This window comes from Haloarcula sp. CGMCC 1.2071, from assembly GCF_037078445.1.
Lineage (GTDB): Archaea > Halobacteriota > Halobacteria > Halobacteriales > Haloarculaceae > Haloarcula > Haloarcula amylolytica.
Window position 1 is genome coordinate 392,487 of record NZ_JAYMGY010000003.1, and the last position, 19,943, is coordinate 412,429.

General features: G+C 63.1%; 21 protein-coding genes and 1 tRNA gene. 18 read left to right on the forward strand and 4 right to left on the reverse strand.

Features of this window, described 5'->3' with window-relative positions:
- Positions 1-6: 6 nt before the first annotated feature.
- The 3 genes from VI234_RS09375 to pan1 form a co-directional block, all read right to left on the reverse strand.
- Positions 7-1,230 (reverse strand): HD domain-containing protein, encoded by a 1,224-nt coding sequence (locus tag VI234_RS09375; protein ID WP_008310470.1) that lies wholly within the window; start codon positions 1,228-1,230, stop codon positions 7-9.
- A gap of 305 nt (positions 1,231-1,535) precedes the next feature.
- Positions 1,536-2,117 (reverse strand): DUF420 domain-containing protein, encoded by a 582-nt coding sequence (locus tag VI234_RS09380; protein WP_008310473.1) that lies wholly within the window; start codon positions 2,115-2,117, stop codon positions 1,536-1,538.
- A 128-nt stretch (positions 2,118-2,245) separates the two neighbouring features.
- The gene (gene pan1, locus VI234_RS09385) at positions 2,246-3,460 is read right to left on the reverse strand and encodes a proteasome-activating nucleotidase Pan1 (RefSeq protein ID WP_336329828.1); all 1,215 of its coding nucleotides are present in this window, start codon (positions 3,458-3,460) and stop codon (positions 2,246-2,248) included.
- Between the two features lie 155 nt (positions 3,461-3,615).
- On the opposite strand from pan1, the gene VI234_RS09390 reads away from it, so the two are divergent.
- From VI234_RS09390 to VI234_RS09475, 18 genes are all read left to right on the forward strand, one after another.
- Positions 3,616-4,362: an NAD(P)/FAD-dependent oxidoreductase gene (locus VI234_RS09390; protein ID WP_336329829.1), complete on the forward strand. Its 747-nt coding sequence runs from the start codon at positions 3,616-3,618 to the stop codon at positions 4,360-4,362.
- A gap of 47 nt (positions 4,363-4,409) precedes the next feature.
- Positions 4,410-5,576, forward strand: coding sequence for a bifunctional phosphopantothenoylcysteine decarboxylase/phosphopantothenate--cysteine ligase CoaBC (gene coaBC / locus VI234_RS09395; protein ID WP_336329830.1), 1,167 nt, complete (start codon positions 4,410-4,412; stop codon positions 5,574-5,576).
- A gap of 151 nt (positions 5,577-5,727) precedes the next feature.
- Complete coding sequence (locus VI234_RS09400; RefSeq protein ID WP_008310498.1) at positions 5,728-6,771, forward strand: monovalent cation/H+ antiporter subunit E; 1,044 nt, start codon at positions 5,728-5,730, stop codon at positions 6,769-6,771.
- Entirely contained in the window at positions 6,764-7,039 is a 276-nt protein-coding gene (locus tag VI234_RS09405) for a cation:proton antiporter (RefSeq protein WP_005535719.1), read from the forward strand. Before VI234_RS09400 ends, VI234_RS09405 begins: the two co-directional genes overlap by 8 nt.
- Positions 7,036-7,356, forward strand: a complete 321-nt coding sequence (mnhG, locus tag VI234_RS09410) for a monovalent cation/H(+) antiporter subunit G (protein ID WP_008310505.1) — start codon at positions 7,036-7,038, stop codon at positions 7,354-7,356. Before VI234_RS09405 ends, mnhG begins: the two co-directional genes overlap by 4 nt.
- Positions 7,353-7,898 (forward strand): DUF4040 domain-containing protein, encoded by a 546-nt coding sequence (locus VI234_RS09415; protein ID WP_008310506.1) that lies wholly within the window; start codon positions 7,353-7,355, stop codon positions 7,896-7,898. The genes mnhG and VI234_RS09415 overlap by 4 nt, the downstream gene beginning before the upstream one ends.
- Positions 7,895-8,368: a Na(+)/H(+) antiporter subunit B gene (locus tag VI234_RS09420; RefSeq protein WP_008310507.1), complete on the forward strand. Its 474-nt coding sequence runs from the start codon at positions 7,895-7,897 to the stop codon at positions 8,366-8,368. The genes VI234_RS09415 and VI234_RS09420 overlap by 4 nt, the downstream gene beginning before the upstream one ends.
- Entirely contained in the window at positions 8,368-8,724 is a 357-nt protein-coding gene (locus VI234_RS09425; protein WP_008310508.1) for a cation:proton antiporter subunit C, read from the forward strand. The genes VI234_RS09420 and VI234_RS09425 overlap by 1 nt, the downstream gene beginning before the upstream one ends.
- On the forward strand, positions 8,717-10,216 hold the full coding sequence (locus tag VI234_RS09430) for a monovalent cation/H+ antiporter subunit D family protein (protein WP_008310509.1): 1,500 nt from the start codon (positions 8,717-8,719) through the stop codon (positions 10,214-10,216). Before VI234_RS09425 ends, VI234_RS09430 begins: the two co-directional genes overlap by 8 nt.
- Positions 10,213-11,901, forward strand: coding sequence for a cation:proton antiporter (locus VI234_RS09435; RefSeq protein WP_336329831.1), 1,689 nt, complete (start codon positions 10,213-10,215; stop codon positions 11,899-11,901). Before VI234_RS09430 ends, VI234_RS09435 begins: the two co-directional genes overlap by 4 nt.
- The gene (locus VI234_RS09440; RefSeq protein WP_336329832.1) at positions 11,901-13,682 is read left to right on the forward strand and encodes a Na(+)/H(+) antiporter subunit D; all 1,782 of its coding nucleotides are present in this window, start codon (positions 11,901-11,903) and stop codon (positions 13,680-13,682) included. The genes VI234_RS09435 and VI234_RS09440 overlap by 1 nt, the downstream gene beginning before the upstream one ends.
- 194 nt (positions 13,683-13,876) lie before the next feature.
- Complete coding sequence (locus tag VI234_RS09445; RefSeq protein ID WP_008310513.1) at positions 13,877-14,335, forward strand: type IV pilin; 459 nt, start codon at positions 13,877-13,879, stop codon at positions 14,333-14,335.
- 113 nt (positions 14,336-14,448) lie between these two features.
- A complete protein-coding gene (locus tag VI234_RS09450; protein ID WP_336329833.1) occupies positions 14,449-15,027 on the forward strand; it encodes a DUF7344 domain-containing protein in 579 nt (192 codons plus the stop codon).
- Positions 15,028-15,291: 264 nt separating this feature from the next.
- Positions 15,292-15,786 (forward strand): type IV pilin N-terminal domain-containing protein, encoded by a 495-nt coding sequence (locus VI234_RS09455; protein ID WP_336329834.1) that lies wholly within the window; start codon positions 15,292-15,294, stop codon positions 15,784-15,786.
- A gap of 298 nt (positions 15,787-16,084) precedes the next feature.
- On the forward strand, positions 16,085-16,573 hold the full coding sequence (locus tag VI234_RS09460; protein ID WP_336329835.1) for a hypothetical protein: 489 nt from the start codon (positions 16,085-16,087) through the stop codon (positions 16,571-16,573).
- Positions 16,570-18,474 carry a hypothetical protein gene (locus VI234_RS09465; protein ID WP_336329836.1) on the forward strand — a complete coding sequence of 635 codons (1,905 nt, stop codon included), beginning with the start codon at positions 16,570-16,572 and terminating at the stop codon, positions 18,472-18,474. Before VI234_RS09460 ends, VI234_RS09465 begins: the two co-directional genes overlap by 4 nt.
- 44 nt (positions 18,475-18,518) lie before the next feature.
- Positions 18,519-19,088 (forward strand): hypoxanthine/guanine phosphoribosyltransferase, encoded by a 570-nt coding sequence (gene hpt / locus VI234_RS09470; protein WP_004518711.1) that lies wholly within the window; start codon positions 18,519-18,521, stop codon positions 19,086-19,088.
- Between the two features lie 153 nt (positions 19,089-19,241).
- Entirely contained in the window at positions 19,242-19,652 is a 411-nt protein-coding gene (locus tag VI234_RS09475) for a hypothetical protein (RefSeq protein WP_336329837.1), read from the forward strand.
- Positions 19,653-19,802: 150 nt separating this feature from the next.
- On the opposite strand, the gene VI234_RS09480 is transcribed toward VI234_RS09475, so the two are convergent.
- A tRNA-Met gene (locus VI234_RS09480) sits at positions 19,803-19,877 on the reverse strand.
- Between the last annotated feature and the right edge of the window lie 66 nt (positions 19,878-19,943).

The following is a 19,943-nucleotide window of genomic DNA, read 5'->3' on the forward strand; positions in this document are numbered from 1 at the left end:
GTTCTCTCAGTTAAACTCATCGAGGGTGGCATGGATGCCCGTCCGCACGTCCCGGACTCTGGCCCCGTCGAGATCGAGTCCGAGTTCGCGGATCGCCGCCGCACCGACCCGCTCGCTCTCGTCCGCCGGCGCGTAGACGCCGAGCCGCCACTGGTCGCGCTGGGCGGCGCGGATGGCGTTGACCAGTGTCGACTGCTCGCCGAGCCGGCGGACGTCGCCGTTGACGAGGACGCGGCTGCTCGACTCGGTCATCGACGGTTCGGGCGGGATATCGAGCACAACAGCGTCGCTGTCGACGTTCGCTTCGTCGGCGATAGCCTGCTCCATCGCGCCGACCGCTTCGTGGTCGGCCGCCAGAACCTCGTCGGGCACGGCCCCCCACTCCGCCCAGACGGCGCGCTTGTACAGGTCCCGCTGGGTCAGCCGCCGCGCGTACGCCGCCGTCGCGTCACACTGCCGGAGCGCCACGAGCAGGTCGCTGTCGTCCCACCGGCGCAGCGTCTCGGCCGTCGCGTCCGTCGCGGCGAGCAGTTCCTCCGTCCCCCGGCGCAGCATCGACTTGGCGATTCGGGCGACGTGGTGCTGGTAGACGGTGGGGTTCATCAGCGCCCGCGCGAGCAGGAGCGACTCGGCTGTCTGGACGTTCCCCTCGTCCAGGACGAGTTCGCCGTCGACGAAACACAGCTCCCGGACCAGCCGCTCGTGGTCGATCGTCCCGTAGGGCACGCCCGTGTGGTGGGCGTCACGGACAAGGTAGTCCATTCGGTCGACGTCCAGTTCGCCGGAGACGAGCTGGCCGAGTTCGCCCTCGCCGGCGACCAGACCGGCCACGCGGTCGGGGTTGAGGCCGTGCTCCGAGAGAACCCGCGCGACCGGACCGTCGCCCAGCAGTTCGTCCACGTCGTCGTGGTACTTGCCTGTCCGACGGTGGATAAGCGCCTCGACGTTGTGGCTGTACGGCGAATGTCCCACGTCGTGGAGGAGCGCCGCCGCGCGGACCCGTTCGGCCTGCTGGCCCTCGATTCCGAGATGCGACAGCGCCCGGTCCGCGAGGTGGTACACCCCAAGCGAGTGCTCGAATCTGGTGTGGTTCGCCGAGGGGTAGACGAGCGTCACCGTGCCGAGCTGTGAGATATGCCGGAGCCGCTGGACCGGCGGCGTGTCGAGCAACGCCGCCGCGACGCCCTGAACCTCGATGTGGTCGTGGACGCTGTCCTTGATTGTGGTCATTGCCGTGGCCTACGACGGCGGCCGGCAAAATCGTTCGCCACCGAACGCGTGTAGTGTTTATTAAGCAAATCAGTGTGTGGACAGTCAGAAAGCCCCGGCTGGCTTCGGTCGAGGGCCTCGCTGTGCTCCTCACTGCGTTGCGGTGCTTACTTCGGCCGTCTTCCCGAAGCCAGCCGCCCCTTTCAGTCCCACCCGTAGCCGGTTGGTCAGCCGGTATGGGTAGGGTTGAAAGGGGGTCTTCTGGCTCTTTGCGTCCAGTCCTGCTAAACGAAACACAACTCGAACACGCGCCACGACTCCTGTTGCTACCGGGGAACCCAGCCGTAGATGTGGTTCAGCATGACGTAGGTGACGAGCCCGAGAAAGAGGCTCAGCCCCCAGGCGGAGACGGCGATGCGGCCCACGCGGGCGTGGACCGTCTCCCTGAGTTCCGCAGGGGAGTGTGTCAGCCCGAGGACGACGGCGTGAACGACGACGGGCACGGACACCGCGGACAGCAGGATATGGATGGCGAGCATCACGATGTACGCCGTCCAGACGAACCCTTCGGCGACGATTTCCTTCTCGAAGCCGCCGCCGACCTTGAGGATGTACAGGGCCAGAAACACCATGATGAGGGTGAAGGCGGTTAGCATCGCCGCGCGGTGTTTCTGTACTTGGTCGTTCTTGATGAAGTAGACGCCGGCGACGATTGCGAGCAAGGCGATACTGTTGACGACGGCGATTGCGTCACCCAGCAGGATGACGGTGTCGTTCGAGAACTCGGGGAGGGGTAATACGCCACCGAACGCGCCGAACACGAGCGCGTAGCCAACGACCGAGACGACAGCGGTGACGAGCCGCGGACGAGCGCGGGCACGCGACTGGAGTGTGTCTGCGACGGCCATAGCAACAGTTCAGGACCGGAGTGGTAACTGTGTTCTGAAACGGACGAGAACGACAGCGCGATTGCGGGCCGGAGCAGTGGCTGCTAACTCGGAAAACAGAAAAGAACTGCAATAGAAGCGTGGCCGAATCAGGCGAAGGTCCGGGAGACGTCCTCGTCGTCGGTCTCCTCCTGCTGGATCTTCTCCCAGGCGTTGTGGAAGTCCGCCATCGTGACCTCAGTGCGGTCGTCGCGGATGGCGAACATCCCGGCCTCGGTACAGATGGCCTTCACGTCAGCACCGGAGGCGTCCGTTATCTCCTCGGCCAGCGCCTCGAAGTCTACGTCGTCGGCGACGTTCATGCTTCGGGTGTGGATCTTGAAGATCTGCTCGCGGCCCTCGACGTCGGGGTTCGGGACTTCGATGAGGCGGTCGAAGCGGCCGGGGCGGAGGATGGCGCGGTCGAGCATATCGAAGCGGTTCGTCGCCGCGATGATGCGGATGTCGCCGCGGTCGTCGAAGCCGTCCATCTCCGAGAGCAGCTGCATCATCGTCCGCTGGACCTCGGCGTCGCCGGAGGTCTTTGACTCCGTTCGCTTGGCTGCGATGGCGTCGATTTCGTCGATGAAGACGACGGCGGGCTCCTCCTGACGGGCCAGTTCGAACAGGTCGCGGACGAGCTTCGCGCCCTCGCCGATGAACTTGTGTACCAGCTCGGAGCCGGCCATCTTGATGAACGTCGCGTCGGTCTCGTTGGCGACGGCCTTCGCCAGCATCGTCTTCCCGGTGCCGGGCGGGCCGTGCAGCAGGACGCCGCTCGGCGGGTCGATGCCGACGTCTTCGAACATCTCGGGGCTCTTCAGCGGCATCTCGACGGTCTCGCGGACCTCTTCCATCTGCTCTTCGATGCCGCCGATGTCGGCGAAGGTGACGTCCGGCGACTGGTCGACCTGCATGACGCGAGCGCGGACATCGGTCTCGTCGTCGAGCTGTTTGACGATAGAGAGGGAGTTGTTGACGGCGACGCGGTCGTCGGGTTCGAGGTCCTCGCGCATCTCGTCGGTGACCTCTGTCAGGGCCTCCTGATTGTTGCCGTGCTGTTTGATGATCACGCCGTCACTGGAGAGCTCCTGCACGGTCGCCACAAATAGCGGTGACTGCTTGAGCTTCTTGTTCTCGTGCGTGAGCCGTTCGAGCTTCTGCTGGTACTTGTTGTTCTCCGCGTTCGCGTCCAGCAGCTTGTCGCGCATCTCCTCGTTCTGGGATTCAAGCACCTCAAGCCGCTCCTGCAGCGCCTCGATCTTCTGTTGCTGAGACGCGTCATCGTCGTACGGCATATCGACCTCGTCGACGGTGTCGGTCATTACGACGCCTTTAGTGGGTGTATCGTTATGAGGCTTCGGGTAGTCTCAGAAACTGTATCGCCCGGCGTGTGCCCTGAGGAGACCGCTACTGGCCGCTTTCTGTCTATAGGTCTCAAACCGGCACGTTTGTTGGCCCCCACTGGGAACATCTGTCCATGCCAACCGACCGCGAAGAGGTCATCATCGTGGGCGGGGGCGTCGCCGGGCTCTCGGCGGCGATCTACACCGCTCGCGCCGACCTGTCGACTCGGATCATCTCGACCGGTGAGTCGATACTGAACCGCAATGCTCACCTGGAGAACTACCCCGGATTCCCGGCGGGAATCAACCCTCGGCTCCTGCTCGAACTCATGCGGGCACAGGCGCGTCGGGCCGGCGTCTGGTTCATCGACGGCGAGGCCGAGCAAGTGGCGGAAACCGAGGGGGGCTTCGAGGTGACCTGTGCCGACGGTGAGTCCTACGACGCGACGTACCTCATCGCCGCGTCCTGGTCGGACCCCTCGTATCTGGACGGACTGGAAATCGGGCTCATCGACCGCGGGTCGAAGCAGTTCATCTCAACCGACGACCAGGGGCGGACCGACATCGAGGGGCTGTACGCGGCCGGTCGGCTGGCCGAGCAGCACCACCAGACCATCGTCGCCGCGGGCCACGGCGCACAGGTCGGGCTCACGCTGCTGGAGGACGCAGACATCGACTTCTACCACGACTGGACCGCGCCGGAGGGGTATTTCACCGGCCGCGACCGCCCGGTTCCGCCGGGCTGTGAGGAGATCGACGAGGCAGAGCGCAAGCAACGCGAACAGGAGTCACTGGAGGTCATGCGGCGGTACTTCGAGGAGCCGATGCCGGGCGAGCCGACGATGCACCCGAGCGTCGACCAGGACGAGCTATCAGACTGACGCCGGAGAGACAGGGGCTTTTACCCCAGCACTGCGAACCGGCTGGTATGCTGACCGGAGTCAACGTCGTTCTGGGGGTGTCGGGCTCTATCGCGGCCGTCAAGACGGTGGAACTCGCACACGAACTCCGACGGCAGGGCGCGTCCGTCCGGGCGGTGATGACCGACAGCGCGACGGGCATCATCCACCCGTGGGCACTTGCGTTCGCGACGGACAACGACGTGGTGACGGAAATCACGGGCAGCGTCGAGCACGTCGACCTCTGCGGGCGCTCGGGCTGGGGGGACGTGCTCCTGCTCGCGCCGGCGACGGCAAACACCGTCGGGAAGGTCGCCGCCGCAATCGACGACACGCCGGTGACGACGTGTGCGACGACCGCCCTCGGCGCGGACGTGCCGGTTGTCGTCGCGCCGGCGATGCACGAGCCGATGTACGACCACCCCGGCGTACTGGACGCCATCGACCGCGTCGAGTCCTGGGGCGTCGAGTTCGTGGACCCGCGAATCGAGGAGGGGAAGGCCAAGATCGCGACTGAGGCGGCCATCGTCACGGCGACCGCACGGGCCGCGGATGACCGGCCGCTGGCGGGCGAACATGTTATTGTGACAGCGGGCGCAACTACGGAATCAGTCGACCCCGTGCGGACGCTCTCGAACCGCTCTTCAGGCCAGACCGGGCGTGCGGTCGCGCGGGCCTGCTACGTCTGTGGGGCCGACGTGACGCTGGTCCACGACGGGCCGGACGTGCCCTACGCGGCCGTCGAGCAGGTCGAATCCGCCACGGAGATGACCGAGGCCGTGTGTCAGGTCGCCGACTCGGCCGACGCGCTTGTTTCGGCAGCGGCTATCTCGGATTACACCGTCGAGCAGGCTCCCGAGAAGATCAAGAGCGGGCAGGAAGGGCTAACGCTGACGCTTTCGCCGACGCCGAAGCTCATCGACACCGTCCGGTCGGCCCACCCCGACCTCCCTATCGTCGGGTTCAAAGTCGAAACCGAGGGCGACGACGAGACGCTGATCGAGCGCGCCCGCGAGATACGCGAGCGGGCCGGGCTGACTTTCGTGGTCGCCAACGACGCGAGCGTGATGGGGGCCGACGAGACGCGCGCCCTGCTCGTCGACGCGGACACGGCCACGGAGTACGTCGGAGAAAAGGAAGGGCTGGGCGCTCGTGTCGCCGACGAACTCGGTGACCATCTGTCCAGTCGTGGCTGACCGCGTAACCGATTACGAAATAGTTTTGCGTGTTCCGTTGCTCCGGTCCGATAACGACAGTACTGCCCGACGAACCGCTATTCGGAGTTTCTAAACAGATACTGTGACTGTACCACCACCCCGTCGCCTGCTCGTGCCAGTAGCCGATTCGGTGACGGTCCGTAACACCGTCGCCTACGCCATTGAACAGGCCGAATCGGCGGCCAGTGAGGGACAGCAACAGGTATCCCTGCACCTCGTCGCCGTCGCAAGCACGCGCGCCGTCGACCCCGACGCCCAGACGGAACTCGGCCAGGCCAAAGACCTGCTCGACCGAATCGAGGTCTGGCTCGACGAAGATCTGGGTGCTGACCCGCCGTCGAACCTCGACGTGGAACTGGGCGTCATCGGTGCCGACCGCTACCTGTTCAGCCCCGGCGATTACGCCGACGTGATACTGGCCTACGCCGACGAACACAGCATCGAACGGGTCGTCCTCGATCCGGAGTTCAACCCGGGCGGCACGACGCCGATGCTCCGGCCGCTCGAAGTCGAACTCGTCCGGGGCGATATCGACGTCGAGACCGCACCCGTCGAGCGGCCGGCACGGTCGACCGCGCTCGCTCGCGCCGCGACACTCCCGAAGTATCTCACCATTTTCGGGGCGTCCTACCTGTTTTATCTGCTGTTGAGTTCGTACAAACCGCTGGATTTCCTCACTGGCGCGATAACGGCGACTATCGTCACTGCATTGCTTGCGCCGATCGCGTTCAGTCGCCAGCCGTCGCTGACACGGGTTCCGGGGCAGTTCGCCCGGATGGCCCTCTACATCCCGTACCTCCTCAAAGAGATCGCGGTTGCGAACCTCGAAATCGCCTACGTCGTCTTGCACCCGTCGCTGCCAATCGACCCCGAGATGGTCGAACTGGAGGCGGCCATCTGGGGAGACGGACCGGTGACGACGCTGGCAAACAGCATCACGCTGACGCCCGGGACGCTCACCGTCAGCGTCTCCGAACAGGCGTTCGATATCCACTCGCTCACAGGGAGTGCGCGCGAAGACCTGTTCGACGGCGGCCTCGAACGGGCCGTCCGGTTCGTCTTCTACGGCCGGGAGGCCGCAGCGATTCCCTCGCCGCGCGAACGGGGGCAGGGGGACGGCGACGGCACAATCGAGAGCGACATCGACGACCCGGAGGTGGCAGACGATGATTGAGTTCGAGGCGGCGCTGCTGGCGATCGCCAGCGCGTTCGTCCTGTTCGCTATCGTGTCGCTGTACCGCGTGTTCGCGGGGCCGACGGACCACGACAGAGTCATCGCGGTCAACGTGATGGGGACGAACACCGTCATCGCTATCGCGCTCGTCTCCGGCGCGCTCGATAAGCCGCTGTTCCTCGATATCGCGCTCGTGTACGCCCTGTTGAACTTCCTGCTCTCGATAGCGTTCTCGAAGTTCAACGTCGAACACGGGGGTGTGCTATGACGCCGCTGGAGTGGGGGATCGTTGTACTCGCACTGGTCGGTGCGTTCTTCGGTGGCGTCGCCTCGGTCGGCATCGTCAGACTGCCGGACGTGTACACTCGGACGCACGCGGCATCGAAGAGCGATACGCTGGGTGCCGTCCTCGCTATCGGGGCCGCCGCGCTCGCGATTCAGACCGACCTCGCGACGATCAAAGCCGTCTTCCTGCTGGTGTTTATGTTTCTGACGAACCCCACCGCCGCCCACGCCGTCGCCCGGGCGGCACAGGACCAGGGTATCGAGCCGTGGACTGCCGGCGATGAGGAGGGCGAGTCATGACGCTCTCACTTATCGAGGGAGTGTTACTGGTGTTCGTGCTGTGCTGTGCTATCGGCGCGGCCGTACTCCGTGACGTGCTGGCGTCGCTGATGGCGTTTGCCGCCTACAGCCTCGGCATCTCCATTATCTGGGTGATGCTCGAGGCCCCTGACGTGGGGCTGACCGAAGCGGCTGTCGGGGCCGGCATCATGACGATCCTGTTCATCCTGGCGCTGGCAAACACCGTTCGGCCACAGGAGAACGGCCTGTTCGAGTCGATCAGCGTCCCGACCGTCGTCCTGGTCGGTGCGTTCGTCGTCGTCATGATCGCGACGGTCCCGTCGCTGCCCGCCGTCGGGGCGGACGGCGCGGCAAACCCCGTCGTCAGCGGCGAAGTAACGCAGTACTACATAGACAACGCGTACGCGGATACGGAAGTCAAAAACGGTGTGACGGCCGTGCTCGCGGCCTACCGTGGATTCGACACGCTGGGTGAGGCGGTCGTAGTCTTTTCCGCCGGCGTGGCGGCACTGACCGTCCTCAGACAGGAGGTGTTCGCATGAGTAGCGACGAGCGAACCGGACTGTACGTCGAGAGCACGATCATCATGACGACGGTCCGCGTGGTGTCGCCGTTCGTCCTCACCTTCGCCCTGTTCGTGATGTTCCACGGCGCGAACTCCCCCGGCGGGGGATTCCAGGGCGGGGTCATCGCCGGGTCGGTTGTGATGATGCTCGCCTTCGCCTACGGCATCGACGCGGCCCGGGACTGGCTCGACGTCCGCGTCGTCGCCGCGCTCGCGTCCGGCGGCGTGCTCACGTTCGCGGCAATCGGCCTGGGAACGATGCTCCTGGGCGGGAACTTCCTCGAATACCACCTGTACGAACAGTTCATCTCGCATGTGGTCGCCTACGCCATCGAGCTCGTCGAACTGGCCATCGGTGGTATCGTCGCCAGCGTTGCCATCGGCCTCTTTTTCCTGCTCGCGGCCGGGTTCGGCCACGCCGTCGACTCACCGGAGGATGAGAGCTAATGTTTGAACTGCTGAACTCACACTACAACTACTTCGCGGTGATGCTCCTGCTGGGTATCGGCCTCTATATGCTCATCGAGTCCCAGAACCTCGTCAAGAAGGTCATCGGGATGAACATCTTCCAGACGGGCATCTTCCTGTTTTTCATCACGCTCGCGTTCCGGGCCGGCGGGAACCCCCCGATAATCAAGGAGGGCGGCGGCCCCTACGTGAGTCCGCTGCCACACGTCCTCATCCTGACCGCTATCGTCGTCGGGGTGAGCCTGACCGCCGTGGCGCTGGCGCTTATCATCCGCATCTACACCGAGTACGGAACGCTTGACGAAGACAAACTCAAACAGCTCTACTATGATTGAACAGCTCCCTGTGTTGCTGGTCGTCCTGCCGATCGTCGGCGGTTCGATACCGCTCGTCGCCAGCCTCGTCAGCGACCGGGCAGGGTGGCCAGTCGCGACGCTGACGCTCGTCGGCCAGGCCGGTCTGGCCGGGCTGCTCGCGTGGACTGTCAGCGCGAGCGGAACTGTTTCCTACGCGGTCGGTGGTTTCGCCGCCCCGTACGGCATCGAACTCGTCGTCGACGGGCTCTCGGGGGCCGTCGCCCTGCTCGTGGCCGTCGTGTCACTGGGCGTGCTCGCGTACGCTCGACAGGCCGGCCCGCACTCGAACGCCTTCTACGGCCTGTACCTGCTGCTGGTCGCCGGCCTGACGGGGATGACCGTCACCGGCGACGTGTTCAACCTCTACGTGTTCCTCGAAATCACGGGGCTCGCGGCGTACGGCCTCGTAGCCAGTGGCCGGGACGCCAGCGCCGCCGTCGCGGCGTTGAAGTACCTCATCATCGGGACCGTCGGGGCCTCGCTGTATCTGCTCGGCGTTGGCTACCTGCTCGCGGCGACAGGGACGCTCAACATGGCTGACCTGGCGAGCAAACTCGGGGAGATGGCGGCCTACGACTCGACGCTCGTCCTGACTGCGTTCGGGCTGATGATCGGCGGGCTGACGGTGAAAGTCGCCCTGTTCCCGCTGCACACCTGGCAGCCAGACGCGTACGCGAACGCGCCGGACACCGTGAGCGCGTTCATCTCGGCGCTCGTCTCGACGGTGTCGGCGTACGCGCTCGCCCGACTGCTGTTTTCCGTGTTCACCGTGGAGTTCCTGGCGGCCGTGCCCGTCGCTCGCTGGGCGCTGGTCGGACTGGCTTGCGTGAGTATTATCGCCGGGAGCGCGCTCGCCGTCTCGCAGGACAGCGTCCAGCGGATGCTCGCGTACTCCTCGGTGTCGCAGTTCGGCCTCGTCATCGCCGGATTCGCCATCGCGACCCCGCTGGCCGTCGTCGGCGCGACCGTCCACCTGCTCGGCCACGCAGTGATGAAAGGCGGGCTGTTCGCCGCGACGGGGGTCATCGAGCGTAAGACGGGCGCGACGACTGTGAACGGCTACGCCGGGATGGGAAGCCGCGTCCCGCTCTCGGCGTTTTCGTTCGCCGTGCTCTCGCTGGCGATGGTCGGCGTTCCGCCGGCGGTCGGGTTCGTCGGCAAGTGGTACATCGTCCTCGGCGCGGTCAACGCCGAGAACTGGCCCGTGGTGGCCGTGCTGCTCGCGAGTACCCTGTTGACGCTCGCGTACTTCGCCCGCCTCGTCGAGCGGCTCTACTTCGCCGAGGCGACCATCCATTCGGAGGAGACACCTGCCGAGGCTCCCGTGACGGACGGGAGCGGACAGGCGGTCTCGTTCGGAATGATCGCCGTCGTCGTCGTCGCGGCCGCGCTCGCGGTCGCGCTGACCGCAGCCGTACCGGCGTTCGAACAGGTGCTTCGAGACACGCTTCTACCCATTCTAAACCAATGACTGAATTACGACCCATCCTGGCAATACTCGTCTCGGCGGTGGCCATCCCTGCGATTCTCTCGCTCAAAGGCCGGCCGAACGTCCGGGAGGGAGTGACCCTGGCCGTCGCGTTCGCGAAGTTCGGGATCATTGCGAGTATGGTTCCCGGCGTTCTGAGCGGGACACGATACGGTTTCTCCTTCGGAGAGTTCGCAACCGGTATCGAACTGGCGTTCACCGTCGACCCGCTCGGGTTGCTGTTTGGCCTGCTCGCGAGCCTACTGTGGATCGTCACGAGCTTCTACAGCATCGGCTACATGCGCGGACTCGACGAACACGCACAGACGCGGTATTTCGCCTCCTTCGCCGCCAGCCTCGCGTCGGCAGTCGGCGTCGCGTTCGCCTCGAACTTGCTGACGCTGTTCGTCTGTTACGAACTGCTGACGGTGTCGACGTACCCGCTCGTCACCCACGACGAGACCGACGAGGCCCGCGCCGCCGGCCGGAAGTACCTCGCGTACACCTTCGGCGGTGGCGTCGCCGTGCTGGGTGGAACGGTGCTGGTGTTCGTCCTCGCTGGGACGACCGCATTCACGCCCGGTGGCCTCGAAGGCCTCACGACGGCCGACCCGACGCTGGCGCGGGCGGCCTTCGTCCTGCTTGCGGCCGGTTTCGGCGTCAAGGCCGCACTGATGCCGATGCACTCCTGGCTCCCGGACGCGATGGTCGCGCCGACGCCGGTGTCGGGCCTACTCCACGCCGTCGCCGTCGTCAAGAGCGGTGTGTTCGGTATCGCTCGGGTCGTCCTCGACGTGTACGGAACCGGGACGATGGAGCAACTCGGCGTCGGCCTCCCGCTCGCCGCGATTGCGGCCTTTACCCTCCTGACCGCGAGTATCATCGCGCTCAGACAGGACAACCTCAAGCGTCGGCTGGCGTACTCGACGATCAGCCAACTGTCCTATATCGTGCTCGGGTTGGGACTGCTCCACGGGCAAGCGCTGACCGGCGGCCTGCTCCACATCCCCGCCCACGCGTTCATGAAGCTCACCCTGTTCTTCTGTGCCGGCGCAATCCACGTCGAAACCCACACCGACGACATCAGCGACATGGCCGGCATCGGGAAGCGGATGCCGCTGACGATGGCCGCCTTCGCCGTCGCCGCGGCGGGGATGGCCGGGATTCCGCTGGTCGCCGGGTTCGTCAGCAAGTGGTACCTCGTCATCGGCGCGCTGAGCCTCGATGGCGGGCTCATCTTCGCCGCCGCGTTGCTGGTCTCCGGCGTGCTCAACATCGCGTACTTCTGGCCAATTGTTTATCAGGCGTACTTCGAGTCGCCGGAGGACCACGACGAGAAGCCCCTCATCGGGGGACCACTTGGCGGGCGAGACAAGGTTCGGGCCGACGGCGGTGAGGACCACGAATCGGGCGCTGCCGACGGTCACTCCGACGAGGGCGAGGTACCGAAGCCAGAACACGTCGACCACCTCGGGAAACACGACGAGGAACACGAACACCACGGCGGCCCGCCCGCAGGCGGCTGGGACGACCGCGGCTGGCGCGGCGGCGAGAGTACGTGGTTTATGCTCGGGCCGATACTCACCGCAGCCACGCTGTCGCTCCTGCTCGGGACGGTGCCACACACGGCCGTCTTCCTGCAAATCGTCGATGCTATCGTCGAGAACCTCCCGGGGGTGGTTGTCTAATGTCGATGCTGACGACGGTTCCGCCGGTGGTCATACTGCTCGCGCTGGCAATCGTCGTCTCCCGGCTCCCGCGGCGGGCCGGACACGCCATCGGTGCGCTCGTCCCGGCGCTGGCGGTGCCGTGGGCAGTCATGGTGCCCGAAGGCGCACACCTCCGGACCCAGTTCCTCGGGTTCGAAGCCGTCCTCCTGAACGTCGACCCGTTCTCACGGTTGATGGGTATCATCTTCGGGCTCATCGCCACCGTGGCTGTGCTCTACTCCTACGCCAGCGAGGCTGACACCACACAGACGGCGTTCGCGCTTTCGTATGTTGCGACGAGCTTCGGGGCCGTGTTCGCCGGCGACTGGCTCACACTCATCTTCTTCTGGGAGCTGATGGCCGTCACCAGCACGCTGCTGGTGTGGCACTACGGCGGCAAGGCGGTCCGGGCAGGCTTCCGGTACGCCCTGCTGCACGGCCTAGGCGGCACGCTGTTGATGGCCGCCATCCTCCGGCACTACGTCGAGGTGGAGACGTTCCTGTTCGCATCAGTACCGGGTGGCCCGGAGACGGCCGGTATTTCGTCCGGGCTGGCCGCCGCGCTGGCAGCTATCGGTATCGGCGTCAACGTCGGCTTCATCGGCCTGCATGCATGGCTACCCGACACCTATCCGCGCCCGCACATCGCCGCCAGCGTCTTCCTCTGCGTGTTCACGACCAAGACCGGCGTCTACGGTATGTACCGCGCGTTCCCCAACGGCCACGAAGCCATCGCCTATATGGGCGGTGCGATGGCGATTTTCGGCGCGCTGTTCGCGCTGTTCCAGAACGACATGCGTCGGCTCCTCTCCTATCACATCCAATCCCAGGTCGGGTACATGGTCGCCGGCGTCGGTATCGGCTCGCCGCTCGCTCAGGCCGGCGCGTTCGCGCACGTATTCAACCACATCCTCTACAAGGGCCTGCTGTTCATGACCGCCGGTGTCGTCATCTACCGGACCGGCACGGAGAGCCTGAAGAAACTCGGCGGCCTCTGGCGAGAGATGCCCATCACCGCTGGGGCGTTCTCCGTCGCTGCGCTGTCTATCGCCGGCTTCCCCGGCTTCAACGGCTTCGTCAGCAAGGGCATCATCATCTCTGGAAGCCACTACACCTTCGGAAAGGGACCGCTCCCGCTCGGTGAGTTCTATACGCTCGAGTGGATGCTGCTGCTGGGCGGCGTCGGCACGTTCATGTCGTTCATCAAGTTCGGCTACTACGCGTTCTTCCACGGCGAGTACGACGGGAGCGTGCCGGACGCGAACCGTCTCCAGAGCGTCGCCATGGTGTCCGTAGCCGCGCTCTGTATCATCTACGGTGTGTACGATACAGCCCTGTTCACCATCCTTCCGTTCGACGTGACGAGCGGGGCCGTCGTCGACCACGTCTACGAGACCTACACCATCCCCCATCTCATCGAAGGAGTCGTGCTCGCTGTCCTCGGGCTGATCGGCTTCGCGGTGACAAAGAAGCCCCTCTCGAAGCTCGGCCGCGTCCCGGATATTGATAAACTGTACAACCCCGCCGTCTTCTATGGCTCCCGCGGCCTCGTCGTCGGCGTGACCGAACTGTACGCCGCCGTGGACCGCACAGTGGTTCAGGCGACGACCGTCGTTACGCGAACAGTGACTTCCCCGAACGACGTGATTGCCCGATTACGCGACGACGACAGCCTCGTACATCCGATGCGGGCCGGTATCGGACTCAGCATCCTCATCCTCGCGGTCTTCGTTACGGTGGCACTGCTGGCCCTTTCATGATGTTCTAAAAACATCTTCTGTGATAATTGAGGGCACAGTCAGGGATATTTGGGTTCAAACACCTCAGAATAGGTGTTAACAGATGAGGTAATTACAGGCTCTGATAATACAGGTGCAGACTTATATATCTCCATAGCCACGATTCGATAAGCACGGCATAACAGGGGGACCTGTTGATGCGTGCGGACACAACAATGGAACTCAAACGATTCTTCAACGACGACGATGCTGTGTCGCCGGTCATCGGGGTCATCCTGATGGTCGCAATCACGGTCATCCTCGCGGCCGTTATCGCAACATTCGTCCTCGGTCTGGGCGATCAGGTCAGCAACACGGCTCCGCAAGCCAGCTTTAGTACGGACTACGATAGCACTGGTGGTGCGGGAAGCTCAGGTGAGGTAGACATTACTCACGACGGCGGTGATTCAATTAAAGGAAGTAACCTCTATGTTCGTGGGTCAGATCTTACCACCACAGGCGAGTGGATCAGTGACATCGGTGGTGCTACGAGCGGAGATAACAGTAAAGTAGTTGCTGGTGACCGGGCAACAGTTGGCGTTAGTTCACAGTCCTTCGAGCTCAGAGTGGTCTTCCAATCCGCAAATGGCGACAGCTCCGCAACGCTCGCCTCTGCAACCGGACCGAGCGCATAAGCTCGCGACATATCGTTTTTTCCGGCAGTGAAATCCGTGAGTTTATAACTGATGCACACTCTGAGTTTGGCTGTATTCCCTGCGATGGGTGGTGGGGAACTGGAGAATATGATATGAGTAAGCAGGTAGAACGGTCGGACTCCACGACGGACGAGGACCTTTCCAAAGGCGAGATATTCGACGTCCTGCAGAACGAACGGCGTCGCTACACGTTGCAGTATCTACGGGCACACGACGGGCCAGTACAGCTCGGCGACCTCGCGTCACACGTCGCCGCACAGGAGTACGACTGCCCGAACACCGAAGTCACGAGCGCGCAACGGAAGCGCGTCTACACCACGTTACAGCAGTCTCATCTCCCGCGGATGGACGAGACGGGTATCATCGACTACGACGATGAAAACGGGACGATCTCCAAGACTGCACACACGGAGGAACTCACCGTCTATCTCGAAATCGTACCGGGAAGCGAGTTCCCCTGGCGCGAGTACTACCTCTCGCTCGGCGCGGTCAGTCTGGCAATCGTGACGATCCTCTGGGTCGGCGTCTATCCTTTCACGGTCATTCCGCCGCTGGTCTGGACCACACTGATTGCGGTTGTACTCAGCGTCTCCGCGGGCTATCACACGTACGCCGGTCGTGAGATGACACTGACCGAGTATGTGGCACAGGAAGCCGAATCGGACGACTGACACACCCAGTTTGTTTCACGGCTTGCGCTGTTTCGTTTGTCTCAGTTACCGCTGAACTATCCACGCACCGCCATATCGAATTTCGGCGGTACAGCCAGCCTTGAAGGTCTTCAAGGCGACGTTGAACGGCTAAAACGTGTTGTGAGTATAAGTGGGCACATCTCATGTGGTTGAGTCAGCACACCCCGCGAGCCGGTAAGGAAATCCTTCGATGTATAGGGGGTTCCTACTCGGGTCACACTCGCGGTGTGCGTCGAACAAACCATGGATATCAAACAACTCATCCACGACGACGACGCAGTGTCGCCGGTCATCGGGGTCATCCTGATGGTCGCAATCACGGTCATTCTGGCCGCAGTAATCGCCTCCTTCGTGCTTGGTCTCGGTGACCAGGCGCAGCAGGCCACGCCGCAGGCTAGCTTCTCTTGGGAGTATGATGCAGGCCCCGGAAACAATACTGAGGGAGTCACCAAAATAACTCATGACGGTGGCGATACTGTTTCCGCAAATGAAATTTACGTTCGAGGAGATGGATTGACTGACGAGACAGAAGACAATACAGGGTTATCTGCAGGAGACTTCGAACTTGGAAAGAGTGGGGATAATGATTGGAATACCGCTACCGGTGCTACCGAAATAACTGCTGGAAACAGTGTAGACGTCGCTGTGCGGAGTGACTACGACCTCCGTGTCGTATACGAGACTGCCGAAGGCGATACGTCTGCGACGCTCTCACAGGACTCTGGACCAGACGCATAATCCGCTTCCAATTTCTTGTTTTTCACCCAGTGAGCAGCAGCGTCGTCTCCGCTGTCATTACACAGATATGAAACTCCGAAACCTTGGGCCATCACGACTCGCCACGCACCAACCACTCTGATTACCCCAGTAGTCACGTCATCCCGAATAGCTGGCACCTCCCCGTTTTTAATTCCACACGGTGTGGATTGAACAGTCCGCTGTAAGGATGCCCCACCTATCAAAACCGTTAATCCAGAATCAAACCCGAGAAACCGTCACGATACTTTTATTGCCAGATATCTAGTGACTGGTAACAATGCAAAAAACGCGGGCTGTTGTCACCAGTGTAATCGCCATTATACTCGGCGTCACACTGCTCTCCGGCCCGCTGGTCCCCGGCGTCACACTGGCATCCGAGCCAGAACCAGTGACACTCGAATCGGGCAACGTCACGGTTTCCACAGTTGAAATGCCGGATGAAGTAACGCTTGAGAAAGGGTCTTACGGTGCGGCGAGCTACTACCTTGACGCGCCACCGGTCCGCATACAGTTCGCGAATCGGACCGGTCGGCCGACACTCGTCTACGAACTCACAATCGAGGAACTGGGGTACACGCGGACGACGAATCACTTCCTGGACGACTCGGCCGGTGACACGTACGACCTGACGCTGGCGTCGGACACGTTCACCGACGGGGAGGTAAAGCACGAACAGTACAACGGAACAGTGACGGTGAGCAAGCGCGACGGGGCGGGCCACGGCGTAGTGGCGACGCACAACGTCACGATATCGGTGGTCGAATGACGGCGACGGAGTTCGTCGGGCGTCTCCGACAGCGGACGACCGCGCTGTCGAACACCCGCGAGACGGCATACTCGGTGTTGTTCGGTGACCGGCTCGGCCTGACTGTGTTTCTCGCGACGGTCGTGCTGTTCGGGCTGCTGTGGCGGACGGCGTTCCTGATAAACGATTCCTACACGCTGGCAAATGGGTTGTACAGCCTCTCGAACGGACAGCTAGCGATGACCGAGGCGACCTACGGACCCGGGCTCGATACACCGGGAGCGAGCAGGTACGGCGGCCAGTGGTACGCGCGCAACTACGGTGTTGTTGTCCTCTCGTTGCCGGCCGTATTCGTGCTCGACCTGCTCACCGCCGTCGTTGAACTCCGCATCGCGCTGGTCGCGCTCTGGTCGCTCGCGCTGCTGGCACTGGTGGTCCAGTGCAGTCACTACACCGACGGCGACTGGGTCCTCTACGGCGGTACCGTTGCCGTGCTGGGACTGTTCGGGCTGAACGTCGCGCTGGCACAGCCACTCGACGCCGACCGAACCCATCTGTACGCGCTGCAACTGACGCATCTCCTCATCGCGGCGTTTACGCCGGTGGTTTTCTATCGGCTTCTCAGTCGGATGCACACACGCCGGCTGGGGCTCCTGAGCGCCGTGGTGCTCACAGCCGGGACACCGCTGGCCTTCTGGGCGACGGTGCCAAAGCGCCACGCTGTCACCGGGACGGTGGTCGTCTGCATCGCGTACTGCCTCTATCGGAGCCGCAAGCCAGCGGATGGGCCAGTTATCACGCAGCGGCGAACCTTCCGCGCGCTCGCATATGCGCTGGTGGGATTGTACGCGTGGGTACACGCTCCGGAAGCGCTCCTGCTCTGTGTCGCCCTGGCACTGGTCGATATCCCGACAGCCCCGGACAATCGCCCGCAAACGCTCGCGCGTATCGGCATCGTCTTTGCACTCTCCCTGCTGCCGTTCTTCATCACGAACATCGCCATCTCCGGGTCCCCGATTAAACCGCCGAGGTTGATCTCCGGTGGCGGCTCCCTCGGTGGCGATGCCGCGAACAGTGCCGGCGGGAGTGGGAGCAATGGTGGAGGAGGCGGGTCCGGTGGATTGCTCACCCCGCTGGCACCCCTGCTCGGGACCCTCGAAAGCGGGATGCGGCCACTGCTGCTGCTTGGCGGCGAACTCGTTTCGGGACTCAAAACACTCCAGCAGCAACCAGATGACGTGTATCACGCGTTCGTGCGGTCGGGAAGCGCGGGCAGTGCGCTCGATAACACCGGTGAGGAATCCGTCAATCTCTCGCTGCTCGAATCCGCACCGGTGCTCGTTGCTATGCTCGGCGCGCTTCCAGTCGTCCGACGGCTGCGTTTGCCCTCGTCGATGGCCGACCGGACGCTCAGCGCCGACCGTGTCGTGGACGCGTTCGCCATAACGGCGTTCGTCGGCGTCGTCCTGCTGTACAACAGCCGCTTGCCGCTGCACGCGCAGGTGACCGCCCGGTATCTGTTCCCGCTCTATCCGCTCGGCGTGTATCTGTTCGTGCGGCTCCCAGCGGTACGCGGGAGCCTCGCGGACCACTGGGACGTGTTCCTCTGGACAGTTGCGGGGACCGTGTTGATCGGCGGGCAAGTGACTGTGGTGTTCGTCGCGCTGACGGTGAACGGCATCGGCGAAGCGTTCCAGTTGCACGCGCTGCTCGCGCTTGGAATCGCTATTCCACTCGGGGTCTGGGCGCTGTGTGGTCGCTCCGAAGACCGAGCCGGGCAGGCCGGTGCAGTGCTTCTCGGTGCCGCAACGGGCGTTGCGACCGTATTTCTACTCCTAACCACCGTCGAGTACTACGCACTGGGTGATGCGCACCTCCTGCCGATGATGCGAGCGCTCGGTGAGTTGCTGGCGCTCTACTGAGTCGGTGACGGAGAATTTTAGTACGGGCTTGTAGTACCGCCAGCATGGACCGACTCAAGAAGTCCCTACTCGAAGCGCCAATTATCGAGAAGGAAGGCTATCACTACTTCGTCCACCCCATCAGCGACGGGGTCCCGATGCTTCGACCGGAACTTCTGCGCGAGATCGTCATCAAGATCATCCGGAAGGCAGAACTCGACGACGTCGACAAAATCGTCACACCGGCGGCGATGGGTATCCACATCTCCACAGCCGTCTCGCTGATGACCGATATCCCGCTCGTCGTCGTCCGCAAGCGCCAGTACGGACTCGACGGCGAGGTATCGCTGTCTCAGGTGACCGGCTACTCCGAGAGCGAGATGTACGTCAACGACGTGTACGAGGGCGACCAAGTGCTCGTGCTCGACGACGTGCTCTCGACCGGTGGGACGCTGGCCGGACTCACGGGCGCGCTCGAAGACATCGGTGCAGACATCCGCGATATCGTCTGTGTGATCAAGAAAGCCGACGGGACGAACAAGCTCGACGAGGCGGGGTACGACGCCAAGACGCTGATCAACGTCCAGGTCATCGACGGCGAAGTCACTATCGTCGACGAGCACGGCGACGACTAGAGCGGCTGTTGATACGGTTCCTGTAGCGAGTCGAGAGCGAGCCGCCAGTAGTCACCAGTAGGCTTACAAAAATCTGAGCCGATACCGGCTGTTGTGTCCCCCTCCATTCGGTCCCGCACAAAGGATTTCGCCGCACTGTTTAGTTCACTTGCTTTGCTTGGGCCACTGACGCTCGGGCTACTCGTCCTCGCAGGCAGAATTATCGCCGATATAATAGGAGTCGCGGTTCCGGACCCGCTTGGAACCATCGGCTTCAGCGTGGCCGCACTGCTGGCACTCTGGCTGGCGCTGGAGGGGGCGATGGTACAGCGATACGGGCTCGCTACGCTGGACCGCGGCGGTTCATTTCAGCGTGCTGCCCGGTATCTGTTAGTCACCGTCACGACACTCGCCGGACTTATCGTCTCTATCGGGTTTTTAGCGCTGTCGCTCCCGTGGGCATTCGAGACGCAGAATACGGCTGCACAGGTCCTTGGCGTGCTGCTCGTCGTTGCGTTAGTCGCCGCACTGTACCGAACACTCACAGCGGCCAGAGAAGGGTACCTCCACAGCAGTGAGCAATAGCGGTGAACAGGCTGAAAGCAGTCTGCAGCGCGAAAACATTGCGGGAGGTAGATTTGAACCACGTTCACGTCGCTCCCTTTGGTCGCTCGTGACCTACTTCAAATCTACTGGACTATTCCAGTCGTTCACGGATTTGTGAGCGACAGAATATAGCGGGAGGTAGATTTGAACTACCGATCTGCGGGTTATGAGCCCGCCGGAATCTCCTGGCTATCCCATCCCGCTACCTTCTCGTAGTCCGGTCCCCTCATTAAGGGTTGTGATTCGAGTGCCGTCCGTGAGTTAGTAACG